Below are 18,753 nucleotides of genomic sequence, written 5' to 3'. Positions count from 1 at the left end.
GCCTCCTGCCCTTCACCCGGCAAGCCCTGCCCTGTCACGCGCAGTTCTTGCCCGGCCACGCGCCAGCTTCGCTCGTCCAGAGCGTTGTTTTTCAACAATATCGCTGATCGCGCAGTTTTCATGACCAATAGGGCGCGCAAGCGTCGGGCCAAATATGTCCCCGTCGAAACCGACGCCGCAAACCCTGGCCGCGCGGAAACGCCGCCGACGCGTTCGCTGCCGGGCAAAAAGTGGCGAAGGCACGGCAAGAAACGACCATCGCGCCACGGCGAAAACGCGAGCGACTTCATTTTTCCTATTGTTTTCAATCATCATCAAACTGGCCCGCCCCTTGCGACGGCCGGTCCGAAGAACCCAGGCGCAGCAGGCGCCGCCCAGACCTGAAAGCCGCCTGCGCACCCATGCCGTCCGCATTCGCCATGTTCGCCTCCGTGCTTCCGGCCACCGCCGGAACGCCCGCCGCTGCGCCTGGCGTTCAGGACGGCGAAACCGCCGGTCTGTTCTCCTCCAAGCTGGCCGACGTCCTGCAGGTCACGGCTCTGGCCGAGGCCGCCAAGACGGACGCCCCGCACCGGGCGATTGGCCGACTGTCCCTGCCGGCGATCTCCGCCACCGAGCTGGAAACCGCCGAAGCGACGCCGCCTGCCGCCGAAGCCGCCACGCCCTCCGTCGAGACCACTCCATTTCCGGACGACGCGGCCGCGCCGACCTTGGAAAAGGAACAGACGGAAACGGCGACCGACAGCGCCGACGCGCCGACGCAGCAGGCCCTTCCGCCCGTCACCCCGCCTGTGGTTCAGACGACCACGCCCGCACCGACAGTGGAAGCCGCGCCCGTCGATGACGTAGAGAGCGCCAAACGGCCCGAACAGACGATCGAGCCGGCTGCGGCGAAGGCTGTCGACCAGACCGTCGGCCAGCTGTCACTCGACACGATCGAACCGATCGACGCGCCGATTTTGACGAACGCGTCGCCGACGCCCGTTTCGAAGCCGACCGTCCAGAACAAGACCGAAGCGTCTGACCAGATGTCGGAAGCCACGCCGGTCGTCAGTGAAGTTCTCGCCGAGCCCGCGCCGGCGAAGGCAGAAACCATCCAGGTCGCGCCGCCGATCTCCGTCCCCGCCAAGGATATGACGCCGCCTCAGGTCGCCCCGTCGCAACCCGGAGCCAAGGTCGAGCACGCTCCCGTGCTCAAGGCCGATCAGCCCGCGACGACCAGCGTGAACGGGGTCGTAGAAGCAGTCTTCGCGCAGACGCCGAAGACTGCGGAGAAAGCCGCCGTCGAGCCGACGCCGCCCCCTGCCGAGACCGCACCCGCCGACTCCGTCGCGGTCAAGTCGGAGCCGACGTCGCCCAAGGTGGAAATCAAGGTCACGGTCCAACCGGCGGCCGTCGCTCCGCCGCCTGCGCAGACGGCGGCGAACGCAGCCGTGAAGCTGGCCGTCGCCGAAGCCATCCAGGCCCTGGACACGGACGCTGAACCGACGGAGGCCGTCACCGCCTCGGACGCCGCGCCGCAACAGACGGCGGACAGCGTCGCAAAACCCGCAGTTCCCGCTCCTGTCGCGCCGCAACATCACGCCCAGACCAGGCTTGCGCCGACCGAAGCCTTGCCGACAGTTGCAGGCGACCAGGCTTCGGCGACCGACCATGTCGCCATGGCGGATGCGACTCCGCCCTCGGCTCAGACCGCGACGGCTCGGACGGATCCCGCCTCGGCCGCCGCCCCGCCCCTGGACGTCGCTGTCCTGCCGCTCGACCCGGCCACGCCCGTGGACACTCCAGCCGAGGCCCGCGCGCTGGAGGCGACGGCGACCACGACCCAGACCGCGACCGCCTCTTCCCTGTCGCGCGCCACCATCGAGACCACCGCCCATCTGGCGGCCCAGATCGCGCGTAAGCTTGAGGGCCGCTCGACCCGGTTCGACATGGTGCTGACGCCCGAAGATCTCGGCCGCGTCGACGTCAGTCTCGAGATCGGCTCCGACGGCCAGTTGGCCGCTCGTTTAGCCTTCGACAATCCCGCCGCCGCAGTCGAACTTCGCGGCAGGGCCGACGAACTGCGTCGCCAGCTTCAGGACGCCGGCTTCCAGGTCGCCGGCGACTCGCTCGACTTCACCCAGCGCGACACCTCGTCCGGCGGCGGCTTCGACCGCCAGCAGCAACAGCGCCAGGCCCTGTTCGCCGGCGGATCACGTCTGGCCGCCCAGGCCGATCTTTCCGCCACGCCCGCCCCGGGCGCCTGGACCAACCATTCCCAGACGCGCGACCGCGTCGATGTGAGGGTCTGACCCCATGGCCACCGCCGTATCATCCGTCGACGCCTCGGGCCGCCTGAACAGCGGCACGACGATGCTGGCCTCGAACTTCGAGACCTTCCTGACCCTGCTGACCACGCAGATGAAGAACCAGGACCCGCTGTCGCCGCTCGATTCCAACGAATTCACCGCCCAGCTGACCCAGATGGCCGGCGTGGAGCAGCAACTGCTGACCAACGACCTGCTGACCAGCCTGGTCGCCGCCCAGGCCGCCGGCGGCCTGGACAACGCCGCCAACTACATCGGCCGTCAGGTGACAGCCGCCTGGACCGCCACCTCGCTGGAGGGCGGCAAGGCCAACTGGAGTTATGAGCTGGGCGGCGCCGCCGCCGACGTGAAGCTGCAGGTGCTCGACAGCACCGGCAAGGTCGTCTGGGAGGGCAAGGGGCTGGAAACCTCCACCGGCCTGCACGACTTCACCTGGGACGGCAAGACGACCCAGGGCGAACAGCTCGAGGACGGCGGCGTCTATACGCTGAAGGTCTCCGCGACCGCCACCGGCGGCGGCACGGTCGACAGCCAGGCCCTGATCCGCGGCCGCGTCACCGGCGTCGAGATGTACGACGGCACGCCGTACCTGGTGATCGGCGATTCCATACTTCCGCTTTCCACCGTGCTCTCGCTGAACGAGATCAAGGAACAGGCAGACAACGACGATACGGAGAATCCGGACGTCCCGACCGAGGAGGCGGCCGCATGATGCGCTCCGCCGCCTTCCCGATGACCTTCATTCAAGGAGCGTATTCATGAGCTTGAACAGCGCAATGCTGGCCGGCGTGTCCGGTCTGGCCGCCAACTCCGCCGCCCTGGCGGCGATTTCGCAGAACATCGCCAACGTCAACACCGTCGGCTACAAGCGCACCGCCGCCGAGTTCCAGACCCTGGTCAACAGCCAGAGCCGCGCCGGCGGCGGCTATTCGGCCGGCGGCGTCATGGCCAACACCCGGTCCTTCGTCGGCCAGGAAGGCCAGTTGCAGCGCACGACCGAGAGCACCGATCTGGCCGTCAGCGGCCAGGGCTTCTTCGTCACCACGACCCAGGCCGAGGGCGTCGGCGCCACCGACACCCGCCTGTTCACCCGCGCCGGCGCCTTCCGCGTCGACAAGCAGGGCTATCTGGCCAACAGCGCCGGCCTGTATCTGCAGGGCTGGCCGGTCGATTCCAACGGCGAGATCGCCACTGACCCGTCGGACCTGTCGCGGCTGCGCTCGATCAACATCGGCTCGGTCGGCGGCACGGCCGAACCGACCACCCGCGTCCAGATCAACGCCAACCTGCGTTCGACGCAGGAAGTCTCCACGGCCGCCGCGCCCAACGTCTATAAGGGTGTCGAAGAAAACTTCGTCGCGCCGGCGACAAGCGGTCCGGCACACGACATCTCGGTCGCTTACGAGCGCGCCGGCTACAATGCCGGCACCGGCGTCACCACCTATAATGTGACGCTCAAGACAGGCATCACGCGGATCGAGGGCGTGGCCAGCTACAATGCCGCCGGCGCCTTGACCGGCTTTGTTCCCAACAACGGGGCAAGCGCCAACGGCACATCCACGGCGACCGCCTCGACCATCACGATCACCCCGACGAGCAACGGTACGCCCGGCACGCCTTTCGCGATCGACTTCTCCAAGATCAGCATGACCACTGACGGCATCGCCAAGACCAAGTATGATCCGGCCGTCAACTCGATGGCCATGTACAACGCCGACGACGACACTCCGGTCGGCGTTAAGCCGGACTTCAAGATGAACATCCCGGTGTCGGACTCGAAGGGCGGCCAGCGCAATCTGGAAATCCGCTTCCTGAAGAGCGACCAGCCGAACCAGTGGTACGCCGAAATCGTCGCGGTTCCGGCCGAGGACGTCGTCACCGGCGCTCCTTATTCCAACGGTCAGATCAAGACCGGCCTGATCGCCTTCACCCCATCGGGCCGTCTGGACGTCGAGACCATGCAGAGCTGGCCCGCCGGCACTGGCCTGTTCGATGATCCGACCCAGGCCACCCTTTCGTTCCTGGAATCCGATCCCAACAACACCATCGACCCGGCGGACCCCACCGACAACGGCAAGGTCAAATGGGCCGACGGCCTGGGCATCGCCGCCCAGACGGTGACCCTGGATCTGAACACCTCGGCTGGCGGCCTCAGCCAGTTGAACACCGCCTCGGTGGTGCAATCGACGGTCACCAACGGCACGGCCTTCGGCAATCTGAGCGAGATCACGATCGATGAGAGCGGCTTCGTCACCGCCATCTTCGACAACGGCGTCATGCGCCGCATCGCCCAGGTCGCCATCGCCACCTTCCCCAGCCCCGACAGCCTGAAGGAAGTGTCCGGCAACGCCTATGCCGTCAGCCTGGAGAGCGGCACCTTCAACCTGAAGGCGGCCGGCTCCGGCGGCGCAGGCACCATCGCGGCCCAGCAACTGGAATCCTCGACCGTTGATCTGTCTGCGGAATTCACCGGCCTGATCACGACGCAGCGGGCCTATTCCGCCTCGTCCAAGATCATCACCACGGCGGACGAAATGCTCGCCGAGCTGATCAACATCAAACGCTGATCGGCGAGTAAGTAAGCGTTAGTTTCAATGAATCGTCGCGAAAGCAAGGTTTACAGAGTCATTCGGGTCGGGACGGATTTTATCCGTTCCTTCACCACGACGCTTAAACCGACCTTAGCTGGGCAGGCCTACATTCATGACACTACGGTGTTGGTGAAAGAGGCATAAGCCCATGTTGCAAGAGCGACGCCTTAATAGCAAAGGCGAACAATACGTGGTCGGACCGACAGGCACGCCCCTGACGCTGAACGATCTGCCGCCGTCCAATACGGACCGGTGGGTGATCCGTCGCAAGGCCGAGGTCGTGGCCGCCGTTCGTGGCGGCCTGCTCAGCCTGGACGACGCCCTGGCGAAGTACCGACTGACGGCCGAGGAGTTCCTCGCCTGGCAGAAAGCCATCGACAAATGGGGCATGCAGGGCCTGCGCACGACGCGGATCCAGAGCTACCGCTCCTAAGGGTTCGCACCTCGGAGACGATCAGGGCCGCATCCGGAAACGGATGCGGCCCTTCTCATTTACATCTGCGCAGCACAGTTAACGACCGATAGCGGACGCCGCCTCCCTCAGCCGCGACAGGGCCCGGTCGCGTTCACGATCTCTGAGACCATTCGTAATCCGACAAGGACCACGGACGGACCGAACCCTGGCGGCACCGGTCGATTGGCCTGATCATGCAATATATTCTATATTGCGGCCATGGCTGACCTGGCTCTGACCCTGCCCGACCCGCTGGTTCAATTCCTCGACCGTCAGGTCGGGCCGAACGGCTTCGTCGATCGGCAGAGCGCCATCGAAGCCGTTCTGATGGACTGGCGTGACAAGACGGAACGCCTCCAATCCATGATCCAGGAGGGCTTGGACGCCCTCGACGCTGGAGACTACGAAGAGGTTCAGGATATCGAGGCCTGGCTCGACGGCCTCGGGCGCGATTGAACAAGATCCTTATCACCGCGCCGGCGCGGCGGGATATCGAGCGCTTGCTCGTCAAAAGCCGCCGTTCTTTCGGCGAAACTGCAGAAGATCGCTACCGAAGCCTGGTCCTACGCGCCCTGACGGCGGTCCGTGACGATCCCTATGGCCCCAATACCCGCCCCATGGCTCTCGCCCGCCCCGGCATCCGCTCCCTGCATCTTCGCAGCCTCCCTTCAGCCGTCAGCAAACCTCGTCACCGACTGACCTACATCGTCGATGCTCAGACGGTGATTGTGCTCCGCGTGCTGCATGATCGGATGGATTTTCGGGCTGCCTTGCGCTGACGCCTCGAAATCGCGCGCATCAGGCACTAAATGGCGGCCATGATCCTGGTCGAAGACATCTGCGCCATCCCGAACATCGCCCCCATGAGCGACAAGGCCGACATGGATGCGGCGGTGGAGAGCGCGCGCGCGGCCGTCGGCCTGCCGATCGGCGCCCGTGTCGTGGCGGCCATGTCCGGCGGCGTGGATTCCACCGTCGTCGCCGCCCTGCTACACAAGGCCGGCTATGACGTCGTGGGCGTGACCCTGCAACTTTACGACCACGGCGCGGCCCTGAAGAAGAAGGGCGCCTGCTGCGCCGGCCAGGACATTCACGACGCGCGTCTGGCCGCCGACATGATCGGCATCCCCCATTATGTCCTGGACTACGAAAGCCGGTTCAAGGACGCGGTGATCGACCAGTTCGCCGACAGTTATCTGAAGGGACAGACGCCGGTCCCCTGCATCCGCTGCAATCAGACGGTCAAGTTCCGCGACCTGCTGGATGTCGCCCGCGACCTGGGCGCCGAGGCCATGGCCACCGGCCACTACGTCCGCCGCGCCGCCGTCGGCAACCGCTCGCAGATGCGCAAGGCGATCGACCATTCGCGCGACCAGTCCTATTTCCTGTTCGCCACCACCCAGGACCAGTTGGACTATCTGCGCTTCCCCCTGGCCGATCTCGAGAAGCCCCAGGTGCGCGGCGTCGCCGCCGAACTGGGCCTTAAGATCGCCGCCAAGCCGGACAGCCAGGACATCTGTTTCGTCCCGTCCGGCGACTACCGCACCCTGATCGACCGTTTGCGTCCGCAGGGCCGCGAGGCCGGCGAGATCGTCCACATGGACGGCCGGGTGCTGGGCAAACACTCGGGCATCACCGACTACACCATCGGCCAACGCCGGGGGTTGAACGTCGCTGTGGGCGAACCCCTGTTCGTGACGAAGCTGGAGCCCGAGACCCGCCGCGTCGTCGTCGGCCCGCGCGAGGCCCTGCTGACCGCCGCCCTGACGCTGGAGGAAACCAACTGGCTGGGCGACGAGGCCACGATCGAAGAGGCCGCCGACGCCGGCGCCCCCGTCCTGGCCCGCGTCCGCTCGACCCGCCAACCCTCTCTTGCCCGCCTGGCCCGGATCGACGGCGAGGTGAAAGTCGTGTTCGAGGAAGGCGAGGAAGGCGTGGCCCCCGGCCAGGCCTGCGCCCTGTATTCGCCGGCCGATCCCGAGCGCGTCCTGGGCGGAGGCTTCATCCGCGACACGACCGCCGTCGCAGTCTGATCCTCAGCGCGCGTTCCGTCCGCCTTCACGCGGACGATAGTCCAGCCGCACTCTGAACTCCCGTGTTCGCCAGGTCGCGTCTGACGGCGGACGCGGAAAGGGCTCGGACGCCCGCAACTGGCGCAGAGCCGCCGCATCCAGGCCGGCATGACCGCTTCCGGTCAGCACCTGCTCCTTGGTGATCCGGCCTCGCCGGTCCAGGGTGAAGGCCACCGTCACCACGCCGGTGACGCCGCCGGGATGGCGCTTGTGCTCCTCCACCCAGCGCAGGACGTGGGCGTAATAGTCGTCGATCCGGGCGCCGCCGCTGGCCCCTGTCGTCCGCGCAGCGCCGCCTTCGGTCAGGCCACGCCGCGAATCCCGCGCACCCGTGGCGGTCGCCTCGCCCTGCCCCTCGGCCTCGCCACGCGGCCCTTCCGTCGGCGTCGGCGCCCGAGACGGCGTGTTCAGCACCAAGACGGGAACTGTCTGCGCCGGCATGGTCTGGATACGAGGCGCGATCGGGGTCGGGCGAACCCTTGGCGTCTCGTCCGCGGCCTCCGCCTTGGACGCCACAGGCTGAGCCGGCCTGGCGTCGGCGGAATCAGCCGAACCATTGACGCTGTCGAAGGCGACGCGCGGCGCCAGGGTCAGTTCGATCACCGGCGCGCCGCCGTCGTCCAGGGTTCGGGGCGGCACAGCCTCGACCGCCAGGGCGGCGATCAGGCCCAGTTGGACCACGGCGACGACCACGCCCGTCGCCGCCTTCGCGAACGGGGAAACCAGGTCGGACGACATCGAGGTTCGCATAGGCCTCAAGCCTTGAGATTGCAACTGATAACAAGTTGCAATTCAATGTTCGCAGGCGTAGGTCGCGCCCCCACAGTTCAGTAAAGCTTCGGGGATCACGACCATGCGCATCACTCTCGTCTCATCCGCCAGCGCGGCGGCGCTTCTGCTCGCGAGCGGCGCACAAGCCCAGGCGCAGACGGACCAGACCGACGCCGCCATACCCACCGTCGTCGTCACCGACGAGTCCCGCGCCTCGACCGCCTACAGCTATGGCGACCCGATCAACTCGGGCGAGACCACCTTCGGCGCCGACTCGATCCGCGACCGCGCGCCCGGCTCAGGCGACGGCAACCAGATACTGAAGCTGGCCCCGACGGTGCAGTTCAGCAACGACGAGGGGATGGGCACCCGCGAGGGCGTCCAGGACATCCGTCCAGCCCAGATCTCAATCGCTGGCGCCAGCCCTCTGGACAACCAGTTCATCCTGGACGGCGTCAGCGTGAACTCGCGCCTATATGACGCCGGCAATCTCTTGGGCATCGACGAGGTCGCCGGCGGGTCGCCGCAAGGAACCTGGGTCGACTCCAACCTGATCGGCAAAATCACCCTGCTCGATTCCAATGTCTCAGCTGAATATGGCGGCTTCCTGGGCGGGGTGGTCGATGTGGAGACACGCGCCCCAGCCTCCACCTATGGCGTCACCGCCTATTACGGCCTGACCCGAACGGACATGGCCAGTTTCCGGATGCCCGACTCGGTCCGTCGTGAACTTGGCGACAACGTGCCGGAGTCTCCCGACTATGAGAAAAGCCGGTACGGTTTCACGGTCGACCTGCCGATCACTGACCGCCTGCGCCTGCTCGCCGCCTACAGCTATTCCGACTCCGAGGTGACCTACTATCGGAACGCCAACTACCTGGAACGCAATTTCGGGCAATCCAGCAAGGCGGAGAACTTTCTGCTGAAGGCGGAATACGATCTGTCCTCCGACCTGACCTTCGACGGCCAGATCAATTGGAGCCCTTACGAAAGCACCAACGCCTCACCTGCGGCGATCAACGCCCTGATGACCCAGAAGGGCGGGGGTCTGACGACCAAGGGGCGCCTGCGTGGTCGTCGAGGCGACGCCGACTGGAGCGTCCAACTCAGCTACGCTGACCTGGATAGCGGCCGCGAGGCGCCCGACGTCCAGTACACTCTGCCCGGAAGAGCCGAAGAGATCGACTGGTGCACCAGCACCAACTGTACGACCGGCGGTCTGGGCGACATCGACCAGAACCAGAAGGATTACGGCCTCAAGGCGGATTGGCGCCAGTCCTTGGGCTTCGGTGAAATGGGATTAGGCCTGGATTTCGCCCAGACCGAGGTGATGAAGCACCGCCCGCAGACCAATCACGTATGGCAAACCGGCATAGTGTCACCGGATATCGTCTGCGCCGCCCCCAACGAGGACCCGCTAACCTGCGTCACTGGCTCCTACGTCATCACCCGCCACCAGGAGTATCAGGCCTATCGCAACGAAACCTCGGTCCAGACCTACGGCCTGTGGAGCGAATACGCCTTCGACTGGTCCGGCTTCCAGGTCCGGGCGGGGCTCCGATACGATTATGAATCCTATCTGAAGAACCATAATGTCGCGCCGCGCCTGTCGATCGCCCGCGCCCTTCCCTGGTGGGGCATGACGGCGACCATCGGAGCCAACCGCTATTATCGTCAGTCCTTCCTCGGCTACGCCGTGCGGGAGAACAGCCTTCAGACCCTGCAGTATGAGCGGGAAGAGGTCGACGGCGTCTGGGGCGACACCTGGTATCTAACCGGCGACAACAGCGCGCCTCGCTTCTCGGAATATGGCTTGGCCACGCCTTATTCCGACGAACTGACGGCAGCGATCCAGGGCGACCTGCTCGGCGGCCGCTATCGGATCAAGGGGATACTCCGCGACGGAAAGGACCAGTTCTCCACCACGGAAATCCGCGAAAACTACGTCAACGAACTCGGGCAGACCCGGTCTCGCTTGGTCGCGACTCCCAACAACGACGGCCATTCCAACTATCGCGGCCTGTCACTGGAATGGAATCGCGACTTCGGCCGTCATACACTGGCGCTGAACACCAACTTCTCGCGCGCTCAATCGACGAACTTGACCTTCTTTGAGGAAAGCGAAGATCTGGAGGGTGCCGAACTGGTCTATTATAATGGCCGCGTCGTCTCCCTGTTCGAAGCCCTGTCGGACAACCAACGCGCAGATTTCGCTTCGCCCATTGTCATCAATGCCGATTGGGGTTCGTCCTGGCTGAACGGGCGCGTCATGACCAACATCAATGCCCGTTTCCGTGACGAATTCACCCGCGTTGAGGACACGGGCGAGACCATGACCGTCGACGGCTCGGCCTACGACGTCTACGGCCCCATCACCTACGACGCCTCGATCGACGCCAATCTGTCGGTCCAGGCCGAAATCGCCCGCACCCAGTTCGGCACGGCGACTCTTGATCTGCGGGTCAACAATCTGTTCGACACCATCCGCAACAACAACTCGACCGCGACCAGCCAACCCTACCAGCTGGGCCGCAACATCTGGGTCTCGCTGAAGTACCAGTATTGAAACCCACCCGCGACATAGCCGCCCTCGTCGTCGCCGTTCTCGCGCTGCATCTGGGCGTGGGGGCGGCGATGTCGCGCGTGCAGTCGCCGTCCAGCGACGGCGAGCTTCGGCTCGCCTATGCCGGCGCGCCCGAGACCTGGCCCCGGCCCGATCTGCTGCCCGGCGCGGCGTTCGAGGAATTCGCCCCCCTGCCCCCGGCGCCCGAGCCGGCGGACAATCCGACCACGCCGCAGAAGGCCGCCCTGGGTCAGAAACTGTTCGATGATCCGAACCTGTCGGCCTCGGGGCAGATCGCCTGCGCCTCGTGCCATGCGCGCGAGTTGGGCTTCGCCGACGGACTGCGCACCTCCTTCGGGCATGACCGCCAGAGAGGCCGACGCAACGCCCCGTCTGTCGCCACCGCCGCCTGGGCGACCAGCCTGTTCTGGGACGGTCGGGCAAGCACCCTGGAGGAACAGAGCCTGCACCCCATCGTCGACGGCAAGGAGATGGCCGCCGAACTGCCGGTCGTCACCGCCCGGATCGCCGCCGACGCCGCCTATGCCGCCCCTTTCGCCGAGGCCTTCGGCACGCCCGACGTCACCACCGACCGGATCGCCAGGGCCCTGGCCGCCTTCCAGCGCACGCTGAAACCCCGCTCCAGCCGCTACGCCCGCTTCCTCGGCGGTCAGGCCAACGCCCTGAACGACCAGCAACTGCGCGGCCTGCACCTGTTCCGCACCAAGGCGGGCTGCGCCAACTGCCACAGCGGCCCCCTGCTCAGCGATCAGAGATTCCACAACCTGGGCCTCCACTTCTATGGCCGCGCGCGCGAGGACCTCGGCCGCTACGAAGTCACCAGAAATCCCGCGGATGTCGGCGCCTTCCGCACCCCGTCCCTGCTGAACATGAACCGGACCGGCCCATGGATGCACAATGGGCTCTTCCCCACGCTGGACGGACTGGTCGCCTTTTATAACGGCGGCGGCGCACGCCCTCGGCCCCGGCCCGAACAGGTCGGCGATCCGCTGTTCCCAACCACCGACGCCCTGGTGGTCCAACGCAGCCTGACGCGGCAGGAGCGGGAGGATCTGATCGCCTTCCTCGAAGCGCTCTAACCGATCGCTGTTACATTAAATCCAAGACAGAATGCATCTGTCGTGGTCTTGTGCCGCCTCCTACGGTTATCCCTGTCGAGAGGCTCCTATGCGCACCACTGCCTGCCTGGTTTCCGTACTGGCCCTGATGGCCGACCTTCCCGTCGCTGCAAACGCCCAGCCCGCGCCGCCCTCGACGTCCGCCAGCCCGGCGACGCCGACCTATACGGCGGCCCAGTTTTTCGACACCACCAGCTACGGGCTGGCCTATGGCGGGGCCAAGGCCTTCTCGCCGGACGGCAAGTCGGTGCTGATCAGCTCGGACAAGACGGGGGTGTTCAACACCTACGCCCTGCCGATCGCCGGCGGCGACCCCGTGCAGCTGACGACCTCGACCACCAGTTCGGCCGGCGCGGTGAGCTATTTCCCCGACGACGCCCGGGTCCTGTTCACCCAGGACGGCGGCGGCGACGAGTTGAACCACCTGTTCGTGCGGGCCGTCGATGGGACGGTGACCGACCTGACGCCGGGCGACAAGGTCAAGGCCGACTTCCTGGGTTGGAGCAGGGACGGCAAGAGCTTCTATGTCATGTCGAACGGACGCGACGCGGCCGCCTTCGACATCATCGCCTATGACACCGACACCTATGCGCACCGGATGGTGTTCGAGAACCCCGGCGACTTCTCGCCCGCCGCCCTGTCGCCGGACGGCCGCTGGCTGGTGCTCGACAAGTCTCTGTCCAGCGCCAATAACGACCTGTATCTGGTCGACCTGACCACGCCGGGCGAGCCGAAACTGCTGACCCCGCACGAGGGCGATGTCTCCTACGCCGCCTTCGACTTCACGCCGGATTCCGCTGCTGTCCTGATTGGCACCGACCAGAACGGCGAGTTCCAGCAGGCCATCCGCCACGAGCTGGTGACCGGTGAGAACACTCCGCTGATCCAGGCCGACTGGGACGTCAGCTTCGTCTTCTATTCGCCCAGCGGCCGCTATCGCGTCTCGGGGCTCAACGCCGACGCCAAGACCGAACTGACCCTGCTGGACACCACCACCGACCGGCCGGTCGCCCTGAGCGGCCTGCCCGACGGCGATATCGCCAATGTCCGGTTCAGCGACGACGAGAAACGAATCGCCTTCACCCTCGCCTCGGACACCTCGCCGTCCGACATCTTCGTCGCCGACCTGGCCAGCGGCCAGGCCATGCGCCTGACCCACGCCCTCAACCCCGCGATCGATGAGGACGTCCTGGTCGAGGCGACCATCGTCCGCTATCCGGGCGAAGACGGGGTCATGATCCCGGCGGTGCTCTACAAGCCGCGCGGCGCCTCGGCCGCCAGTCCTGCGCCGGCCCTGGTGCTGGTGCATGGCGGTCCCGGTGGCCAGACCCGGCGCGGCTATTCGGCCATGGTCCAGCATCTGGTGAACCACGGCTATGCGGTCCTGGGCGCCAACAACCGGGGCAGTTCCGGCTACGGCAAGACCTTCTTCCACATGGACGACAAGAAGCACGGCGAGGCCGATCTGCGCGACATCGTCGCCGGCGGTGAATGGCTGCGCCAACAGGACTGGGTCGCCGACGACCAGGTGGCCGTGATGGGGGGCTCCTACGGGGGCTATATGACCGCCGCCGCCCTGGCCTTCCACCCGGACGCCTTCGCGGCGGGCGTCGACATCTTCGGCGTCACCAACTGGGTGCGGACCCTGGAGTCGATCCCCGCCTGGTGGGGCGCCAACCGCATCGCCCTGTACGACGAAATGGGCGATCCGGCGACCGACGCCGAACGTCACCGCCGCATCTCGCCCCTGTTCCACACCGAGGGCATCGACAAGCCCCTGCTGGTCGTCCAGGGCGAGAACGACCCGCGTGTACTCAAGGTCGAGAGCGACGAACTGGTCGCCGCCGTCCGCGCCAACGGCGTGCCAGTCGACTATGTCGTCTTCCCCAATGAAGGCCACGGCTTCACCCGCCGCGACAACCGCATCACCGCCCAGAACGCCTACCTGGCCTTCCTGGACAAATATGTGAGGAAGTAGAACCGGACGGCGGCGGCGTTCGCGTCGTCGCCCTCTCTGCTCCAGATCTCGTTTGTGGAGACTACGTGGAGATTAAGAGAAAAACGATCGAATATTGGATATATCCCGGTACATTAATAATGCATGCCACTGTTGCAAGCATGTAAACAGCGCATCGCAATAGTGCCGTAATCCCCCGGCGACCAAGCAGGGGATATAAATGCACCGTCAAAACAAACTCCGCCTCCAGCTGCTGCTGGGGACCGCTCTTCTCGCCGCGCCCTTCTCCGCCTTCGCCCAAACCGCACCGGCCCCCGCCGACGCCGCGCCGGCCGGCCTGGACGACATCGTCGTCACCGCAACCAAGCGCGAGACCAATCTGCAGGACACGCCGATCTCGATCTCGGTCCTGAACTCCGAGGCTCTGGAGAACCGCCACGTCCAGAGCCTTATGGACCTGGCCGACGGCGCCGTCCCCGGCCTGCGCATCGCCACCTTCGAAGCCCGCCAGTCGGCCCTGACCATCGGCATCCGCGGCATCGTGCCGAACGACGCCAACCAGCCCGCGCGTGAACAAGGCGTCGGCGTCTATGTCGACGGCGTCTATCTGGGCCGCCAGCACGGCCTGGGCGCAGCCCTGCTGGACGTGGAGCGGATCGAGGTTCTGAAGGGGCCGCAGGGCACCCTGTTCGGCCGCAACACCGAAGGCGGCGCCCTGTCGCTGGTGACGCGCAAGCCCACGGGCGAGTTCGGCATGCGCGCCGTCGCAGGCGTCGGCAACCTGAACTCCTACAACTCGGAACTGCACGTCGACTTCCCGGCCATCGACGATTTCGCGGTCAAGGTGGACGGCGTGATCTCGGCCCAGGGCCCGGTGACCAAGAACCCGCTGCCGGGCGAGGAAGGTTTCGGCGCCTATGACCGTCGCGGCCTGCGCGCCCAGGTCCGCTGGACCCCGACAGACAACTTCACCGCCGATCTGGCGGCCGACATCAGCAAGGACAAGAACACCCCGTTCTACAGTCAACTGCTGAACTACAATCCGAACGGCCTGACGGTCGTGCCCTTCAACTCAACCACGATCCGTTCGGTGAACGGCGTCCCGGTTGAAATCCGCGCGCTCTCGCCCCTGGTTCAGGTCAACGGCGACAGCATCATGGACGTCGCCGACATCGGCGTGCCGCAACAGTGGAGCGTCGATGACACCAAGGGCGTCGACCTGCACCTGTCCTATCGCCCCAGCGACGATCTGGAACTGCGTTCGATCACCGCCTATCGCGAAGTCGCCGTCGAACAGTACGACAACATCGCCGGCGCTCACCGCCCGCCCATCGTTGGTCCGAACAGCAACTTCAGCCGCTACTCGCTGGCCGGGCTGTGGCAGCACCAGTTCAGCCAGGAGTTCCAGGCTGTCGGTTCGCTGGGTGACCGCATCGACTATGTCGGCGGCCTTTACTACTTCAAGGAAACCGCCTCGGACGACGCCTCGACCCCGTCGACCAACCGCTGGAACGCGGACGGCACCGGCTACACCATCCTGGACCCCACGCCGACCATCCGCGGCTTCCGCTCGATCGACCGCGAAAGCCGCGCCGAATCCGAGTCCAAGGCCATCTACGGCCAGGCGACCTGGACCCCGGCCGTGCTGAACGACGGCCTGCACATCACCGCAGGCGGCCGCTTCACCCAGGACGACAAGTCGGGCGTCTTGTCCAAGGTCAGCAACGCCGTGACCAACTTCACCTTCGACACGAAGACGGAACGCTTCAACCCGATGGTGACCGTGGCCTATGACGTCAACCACGACGTCAACGTCTACGCCAAATACGCCGAGGGCTACCGCGCCGGCGGCGCCAGCTCGCGCTCTCTGACCTACCGCTCGTTCGGCCCGGAAGACATCGTTTCGTACGAAATGGGCCTGAAGAGCGACTGGTTGGACAACCGCCTGCGCGTCAACGCCGCGGCCTTCTACTCGGAGCGCGAAAACAGCCAGATCGACTTCAGCCTGGTGACCGTGATCGGCGCCTCGACGCGGAACACGCTGGAAACGATCAACGCCCCGGGCACGACCAAGCTGAAGGGCGTGGAGTTGGAAGGCATGGCGCGTGTCACTGACGCTCTGACCCTGTCGGCCTCCTACGCCTACACGAACACGGAAGTGCCGCCGACGCGGAACCCGTTCAGCGGCGTGGTGCAGCAGGTGTTCATCGCCTACACGCCGAAAAACGCCTTCAGCGTCGCCGCCGACTACGACACCCCGCTGTTCGGCGCGAACTTCAAGGCCCACATCGACGCCAACTACGCCGATGCGACCCAGGCCTTCGACCAGTTCGAGTTGAAGAACGACTCCTCCTTCATCGTGAACGGTCGCGTCGCCCTGACGGATATCACGACCCGAGACGGCGGTCCGCTGCTGGAGGTGGCCCTCTGGTCGCGCAACCTGCTGGACGAGCAGTATGTCTATCGTCGCGATCCGTCTAACCGGGGCGTGATCGGCGACTACGGCAACTTCAATACGCCGCGCACCTTCGGCATCGAACTGCGCGCCACCTACTGATCGTTCCTTCGGACCGAGAGAACGCCCCCTTCCGCATCGGCGGGAGGGGGTTTTCTTTTGGCCCTTTGTTCAGTCAGTGTGGAGACTGGATGAAACTTGTCCGAAGCCGTCCGGTTTTGCTGGACCTGGCGGTCTTCCGGCGCGATGGCGGCCTTTATGAGCAGCTTGATACTGATCGCAGACGACGAGGGCGAGATCGTCGAGATCCTGGACGCCTATCTGCGCCGGGAAGGATTCCGCACTGTCGCCGCCTCGGACGGGCAGCAGGCGATCGACCTCCACGCCGCGCTGAAACCTGACCTTGTCCTGCTGGACGTGCGCATGCCGGTGCGCGACGGTTGGGACGTGCTGGGCGAACTGCGTCGACGCGGCGAGACCCCCGTCATCATGGTCACCGCCCTGGATCAGGACCTGGACAAGCTGCAGGCCCTGCGGATCGGCGCCGACGACTATATTGTCAAGCCGTTCAAGCCCGTCGAAGTCGTGGCCCGTGTCCACGCCATCCTGCGTCGCAGCGTCGGCGCCCCCAACGCCAAGGTTCTGCGCGTCGGCCCGGTCGAGGTTCAGCTGGAGAATTATCTCGCCTCGGTCGCCACGCCCGAGGGCAAACGCCGCCTGGACCTGACCCTGACCGAATTCCGGATCCTGGCCCATATGGCCCGTATCCCGCTGCGCGTCTTCACCCGCGCAGAGATCATGGAATCCTGTTTCCCGAACCAGGAGGTCCAGGAGCGCACCATCGACAGCCATATCAGCCATCTGCGCCGCAAGCTCGAGGCCGCCGGCGCGGACGAGATCCTGACCAATGTGCGCGGCGTGGGCTATCGGCTGGAGCCGCAGGACTGATGCGACTCGCCGGTCTGGGTCGCAGAATCGCCGTCCGCATGGCGCTGGTGACCGTGGCTGGCTTCCTGCTCAGCGCCCTGTGCGCCTTCTTCGTCTATGCCTGGGTGTTCGAGAACAATCCCAACCTTGTCGCGGCGCCGCACCACTGGTCGCCCCAGGCCAAGGACTATGTGGTCATCGCCGCCGCAGTCGTGATCGCCATCGGCCTGGCGGTGCTGATCGGAGCGCAACTGGCCCGTCGGATCGTCCTGCCCCTCGCCTCGCTGGCCGCCACCGCCCGCCGTATCACTGACGGCGACCTGACCGCCCGCGCGGTGGTCTCCGATCGCTCGCTGCGCGAGACGGCGGAACTGGTCGACGACTTCAACCGGATGGCCGAACGGCTGCAGGCCCTGGCCGCCGGGATGATCAGTTGGAACGCCAAGATCGCCCATGAACTGCGCACCCCGGTGACCATCCTCAAGGGCCGCCTGGAGGGCGTGGCCGACGGTGTGTTTGAAATGGATCCCCGCACCCTGACGAGCCTGCTGCGGCAGGTCGACGGTCTGGCGCGGGTGGTGGAGGATCTGCGCGTGGTCAGCCTGGCCGACAGCGGCCATCTGGATCTCAGGCTCGAGACCGTGGACCTGGCCGAGGTGGTCGGCGACCTGCGCGAGGTCGTGGAGCCCGGCCTGACGGCCGCTGGCTTCGAAGTGGTTTGGCGGCTGGAATCCGCCGTGGTCGTCTGCGATCCGACCCGGATCCGGCAGGCGGCTTTGGCCCTGGTCGAGAACGCCCGACACCACGCCACGCCCGGCCTGCTATGCATCCGCACCGCTCCCTTCAGTGGCGTGGCGCGGCTGTCGGTTGAGGACGACGGCCCGGGCATCCCGGCCGACCGCGCCGCCGAGGTGTTCGAGGCTTTCAAGCGCGACGCCACCTATGCCTCAGGCACCGGCCTGGGCCTGGCGGTGGTGAGGGCGGTGGCCGACGCCCACGACGGCCGGGCCTTTCACCGCTCCACCGTCGGCGACGGCTCCCTGTTCACTGTCGAGATTCCGCGCGCCAGCTTCGTCCAGGCCTGAGCGTCAGGCGGCCACGCCGCACCGGCCTTCGGTCCGGGCGAAGACCCGCAGCCGATGCCCATCCGGGTCGCGCGCCACGAATCCGCGCCCGCACCCCATGTCCATCGGCGGCAGCAGGATGCGCGCGCCCCGGTCCCACCAGTCCATATGCGCCTCATCGACCGCCGCCGCGCCGTCCAGCGGGAAGTCGACCTCGCAGACCTCTTCCAAGCGGGCGTCGACCCGCCGCCACAGGCTCAGCGCCCGTCCGGAGCCCAGGACGAACAGCGCCCGATCCGGCCCCGCCTCCACCGGGAGGCAACGTAGCAGCCCGGAATAGAACCGCGCGCTGACCTCCGGATCGGTCACGTTCAGCAGGATGTCGTCGGTCTCGGTCATCAGGCCCTCCTGTCGTTGCGAACAGGACACAGCCTAGCCCCCGGTGCTGCCA

Annotated in this window: 16 protein-coding genes; 13 read left to right on the top strand and 3 right to left on the bottom strand. The window is 66.1% G+C overall.

Annotation, left to right across the window (positions count from 1 at the left end; translation table 11 throughout):
- Window positions 1-12: 12 nt before the first annotated feature.
- Complete coding sequence (locus ACIQ1T_RS04115) at window positions 13-315, bottom strand: hypothetical protein (protein ID WP_395943259.1); 303 nt, start codon at window positions 313-315, stop codon at window positions 13-15.
- A gap of 86 nt (window positions 316-401) precedes the next feature.
- Here ACIQ1T_RS04115 and ACIQ1T_RS04110 point away from each other — a divergent pair, with 86 nt between their 5' ends.
- From ACIQ1T_RS04110 to mnmA, 7 genes are all read left to right on the top strand, one after another.
- Entirely contained in the window at window positions 402-2,294 is a 1,893-nt protein-coding gene (locus tag ACIQ1T_RS04110; protein WP_395943258.1) for a flagellar hook-length control protein FliK, read from the top strand.
- Window positions 2,295-2,298: 4 nt separating this feature from the next.
- Complete coding sequence (locus ACIQ1T_RS04105) at window positions 2,299-3,021, top strand: flagellar hook assembly protein FlgD (RefSeq protein WP_395943257.1); 723 nt, start codon at window positions 2,299-2,301, stop codon at window positions 3,019-3,021.
- 46 nt (window positions 3,022-3,067) lie between these two features.
- Window positions 3,068-4,876, top strand: coding sequence for a flagellar hook protein FlgE (flgE, locus tag ACIQ1T_RS04100; RefSeq protein ID WP_395943256.1), 1,809 nt, complete (start codon window positions 3,068-3,070; stop codon window positions 4,874-4,876).
- A 172-nt stretch (window positions 4,877-5,048) separates the two neighbouring features.
- Window positions 5,049-5,333: a DUF1153 domain-containing protein gene (locus tag ACIQ1T_RS04095; protein ID WP_026108337.1), complete on the top strand. Its 285-nt coding sequence runs from the start codon at window positions 5,049-5,051 to the stop codon at window positions 5,331-5,333.
- Window positions 5,334-5,573: 240 nt separating this feature from the next.
- Window positions 5,574-5,810, top strand: coding sequence for a hypothetical protein (locus ACIQ1T_RS04090; RefSeq protein ID WP_395943255.1), 237 nt, complete (start codon window positions 5,574-5,576; stop codon window positions 5,808-5,810).
- Window positions 5,807-6,133 (top strand): type II toxin-antitoxin system RelE/ParE family toxin, encoded by a 327-nt coding sequence (locus ACIQ1T_RS04085; RefSeq protein ID WP_395943254.1) that lies wholly within the window; start codon window positions 5,807-5,809, stop codon window positions 6,131-6,133. Before ACIQ1T_RS04090 ends, ACIQ1T_RS04085 begins: the two co-directional genes overlap by 4 nt.
- Window positions 6,134-6,172: 39 nt before the next feature.
- Complete coding sequence (gene mnmA, locus ACIQ1T_RS04080; RefSeq protein ID WP_395943253.1) at window positions 6,173-7,387, top strand: tRNA 2-thiouridine(34) synthase MnmA; 1,215 nt, start codon at window positions 6,173-6,175, stop codon at window positions 7,385-7,387.
- A 3-nt stretch (window positions 7,388-7,390) separates the two neighbouring features.
- Here the strand turns inward: mnmA and ACIQ1T_RS04075 are convergent, their stop codons facing one another.
- Window positions 7,391-8,164 carry an energy transducer TonB gene (locus ACIQ1T_RS04075; RefSeq protein ID WP_395943252.1) on the bottom strand — a complete coding sequence of 258 codons (774 nt, stop codon included), beginning with the start codon at window positions 8,162-8,164 and terminating at the stop codon, window positions 7,391-7,393.
- A gap of 115 nt (window positions 8,165-8,279) precedes the next feature.
- Between ACIQ1T_RS04075 and ACIQ1T_RS04070 the strand changes: the two genes are divergently transcribed.
- From ACIQ1T_RS04070 to ACIQ1T_RS04045, 6 genes are all read left to right on the top strand, one after another.
- Window positions 8,280-10,763: a TonB-dependent receptor plug domain-containing protein gene (locus ACIQ1T_RS04070; protein ID WP_395943251.1), complete on the top strand. Its 2,484-nt coding sequence runs from the start codon at window positions 8,280-8,282 to the stop codon at window positions 10,761-10,763.
- Window positions 10,760-11,860, top strand: a complete 1,101-nt coding sequence (locus tag ACIQ1T_RS04065; RefSeq protein ID WP_395943250.1) for a cytochrome-c peroxidase — start codon at window positions 10,760-10,762, stop codon at window positions 11,858-11,860. The genes ACIQ1T_RS04070 and ACIQ1T_RS04065 overlap by 4 nt, the downstream gene beginning before the upstream one ends.
- 88 nt (window positions 11,861-11,948) lie before the next feature.
- Window positions 11,949-13,877 carry an alpha/beta fold hydrolase gene (locus ACIQ1T_RS04060; protein ID WP_395943249.1) on the top strand — a complete coding sequence of 643 codons (1,929 nt, stop codon included), beginning with the start codon at window positions 11,949-11,951 and terminating at the stop codon, window positions 13,875-13,877.
- Between the two features lie 199 nt (window positions 13,878-14,076).
- Window positions 14,077-16,413, top strand: a complete 2,337-nt coding sequence (locus tag ACIQ1T_RS04055) for a TonB-dependent receptor (protein WP_395943248.1) — start codon at window positions 14,077-14,079, stop codon at window positions 16,411-16,413.
- Window positions 16,414-16,569: 156 nt separating this feature from the next.
- On the top strand, window positions 16,570-17,259 hold the full coding sequence (locus tag ACIQ1T_RS04050; protein WP_395943247.1) for a response regulator: 690 nt from the start codon (window positions 16,570-16,572) through the stop codon (window positions 17,257-17,259).
- On the top strand, window positions 17,259-18,323 hold the full coding sequence (locus ACIQ1T_RS04045) for an ATP-binding protein (RefSeq protein ID WP_395943246.1): 1,065 nt from the start codon (window positions 17,259-17,261) through the stop codon (window positions 18,321-18,323). Before ACIQ1T_RS04050 ends, ACIQ1T_RS04045 begins: the two co-directional genes overlap by 1 nt.
- A gap of 3 nt (window positions 18,324-18,326) precedes the next feature.
- Here ACIQ1T_RS04045 and ACIQ1T_RS04040 read toward each other — a convergent pair whose 3' ends face one another.
- Window positions 18,327-18,701 carry a VOC family protein gene (locus ACIQ1T_RS04040; protein ID WP_395943245.1) on the bottom strand — a complete coding sequence of 125 codons (375 nt, stop codon included), beginning with the start codon at window positions 18,699-18,701 and terminating at the stop codon, window positions 18,327-18,329.
- Window positions 18,702-18,753 lie beyond the last annotated feature (52 nt).

Source organism: Brevundimonas sp. (assembly GCF_044336875.1).
Taxonomy (GTDB): Bacteria; Pseudomonadota; Alphaproteobacteria; order Caulobacterales; family Caulobacteraceae; genus Brevundimonas.
This window is presented reverse-complemented; position numbering and strand designations above follow the sequence as displayed.

Coding starts and splice junctions, on each gene's coding strand:
- ACIQ1T_RS04115 (WP_395943259.1), bottom strand. CDS start 315: ATGATGATTGAAAACAATAGGAAAAATGAAGTCGCTCGCGTTTTCGCC.
- ACIQ1T_RS04110 (WP_395943258.1), top strand. CDS start 402: ATGCCGTCCGCATTCGCCATGTTCGCCTCCGTGCTTCCGGCCACCGCC.
- ACIQ1T_RS04105 (WP_395943257.1), top strand. CDS start 2,299: ATGGCCACCGCCGTATCATCCGTCGACGCCTCGGGCCGCCTGAACAGC.
- flgE (WP_395943256.1), top strand. CDS start 3,068: ATGAGCTTGAACAGCGCAATGCTGGCCGGCGTGTCCGGTCTGGCCGCC.
- ACIQ1T_RS04095 (WP_026108337.1), top strand. CDS start 5,049: ATGTTGCAAGAGCGACGCCTTAATAGCAAAGGCGAACAATACGTGGTC.
- ACIQ1T_RS04090 (WP_395943255.1), top strand. CDS start 5,574: ATGGCTGACCTGGCTCTGACCCTGCCCGACCCGCTGGTTCAATTCCTC.
- mnmA (WP_395943253.1), top strand. CDS start 6,173: ATGATCCTGGTCGAAGACATCTGCGCCATCCCGAACATCGCCCCCATG.
- ACIQ1T_RS04075 (WP_395943252.1), bottom strand. CDS start 8,164: ATGTCGTCCGACCTGGTTTCCCCGTTCGCGAAGGCGGCGACGGGCGTG.
- ACIQ1T_RS04070 (WP_395943251.1), top strand. CDS start 8,280: ATGCGCATCACTCTCGTCTCATCCGCCAGCGCGGCGGCGCTTCTGCTC.
- ACIQ1T_RS04060 (WP_395943249.1), top strand. CDS start 11,949: ATGCGCACCACTGCCTGCCTGGTTTCCGTACTGGCCCTGATGGCCGAC.
- ACIQ1T_RS04055 (WP_395943248.1), top strand. CDS start 14,077: ATGCACCGTCAAAACAAACTCCGCCTCCAGCTGCTGCTGGGGACCGCT.
- ACIQ1T_RS04050 (WP_395943247.1), top strand. CDS start 16,570: ATGAGCAGCTTGATACTGATCGCAGACGACGAGGGCGAGATCGTCGAG.
- ACIQ1T_RS04045 (WP_395943246.1), top strand. CDS start 17,259: ATGCGACTCGCCGGTCTGGGTCGCAGAATCGCCGTCCGCATGGCGCTG.
- ACIQ1T_RS04040 (WP_395943245.1), bottom strand. CDS start 18,701: ATGACCGAGACCGACGACATCCTGCTGAACGTGACCGATCCGGAGGTC.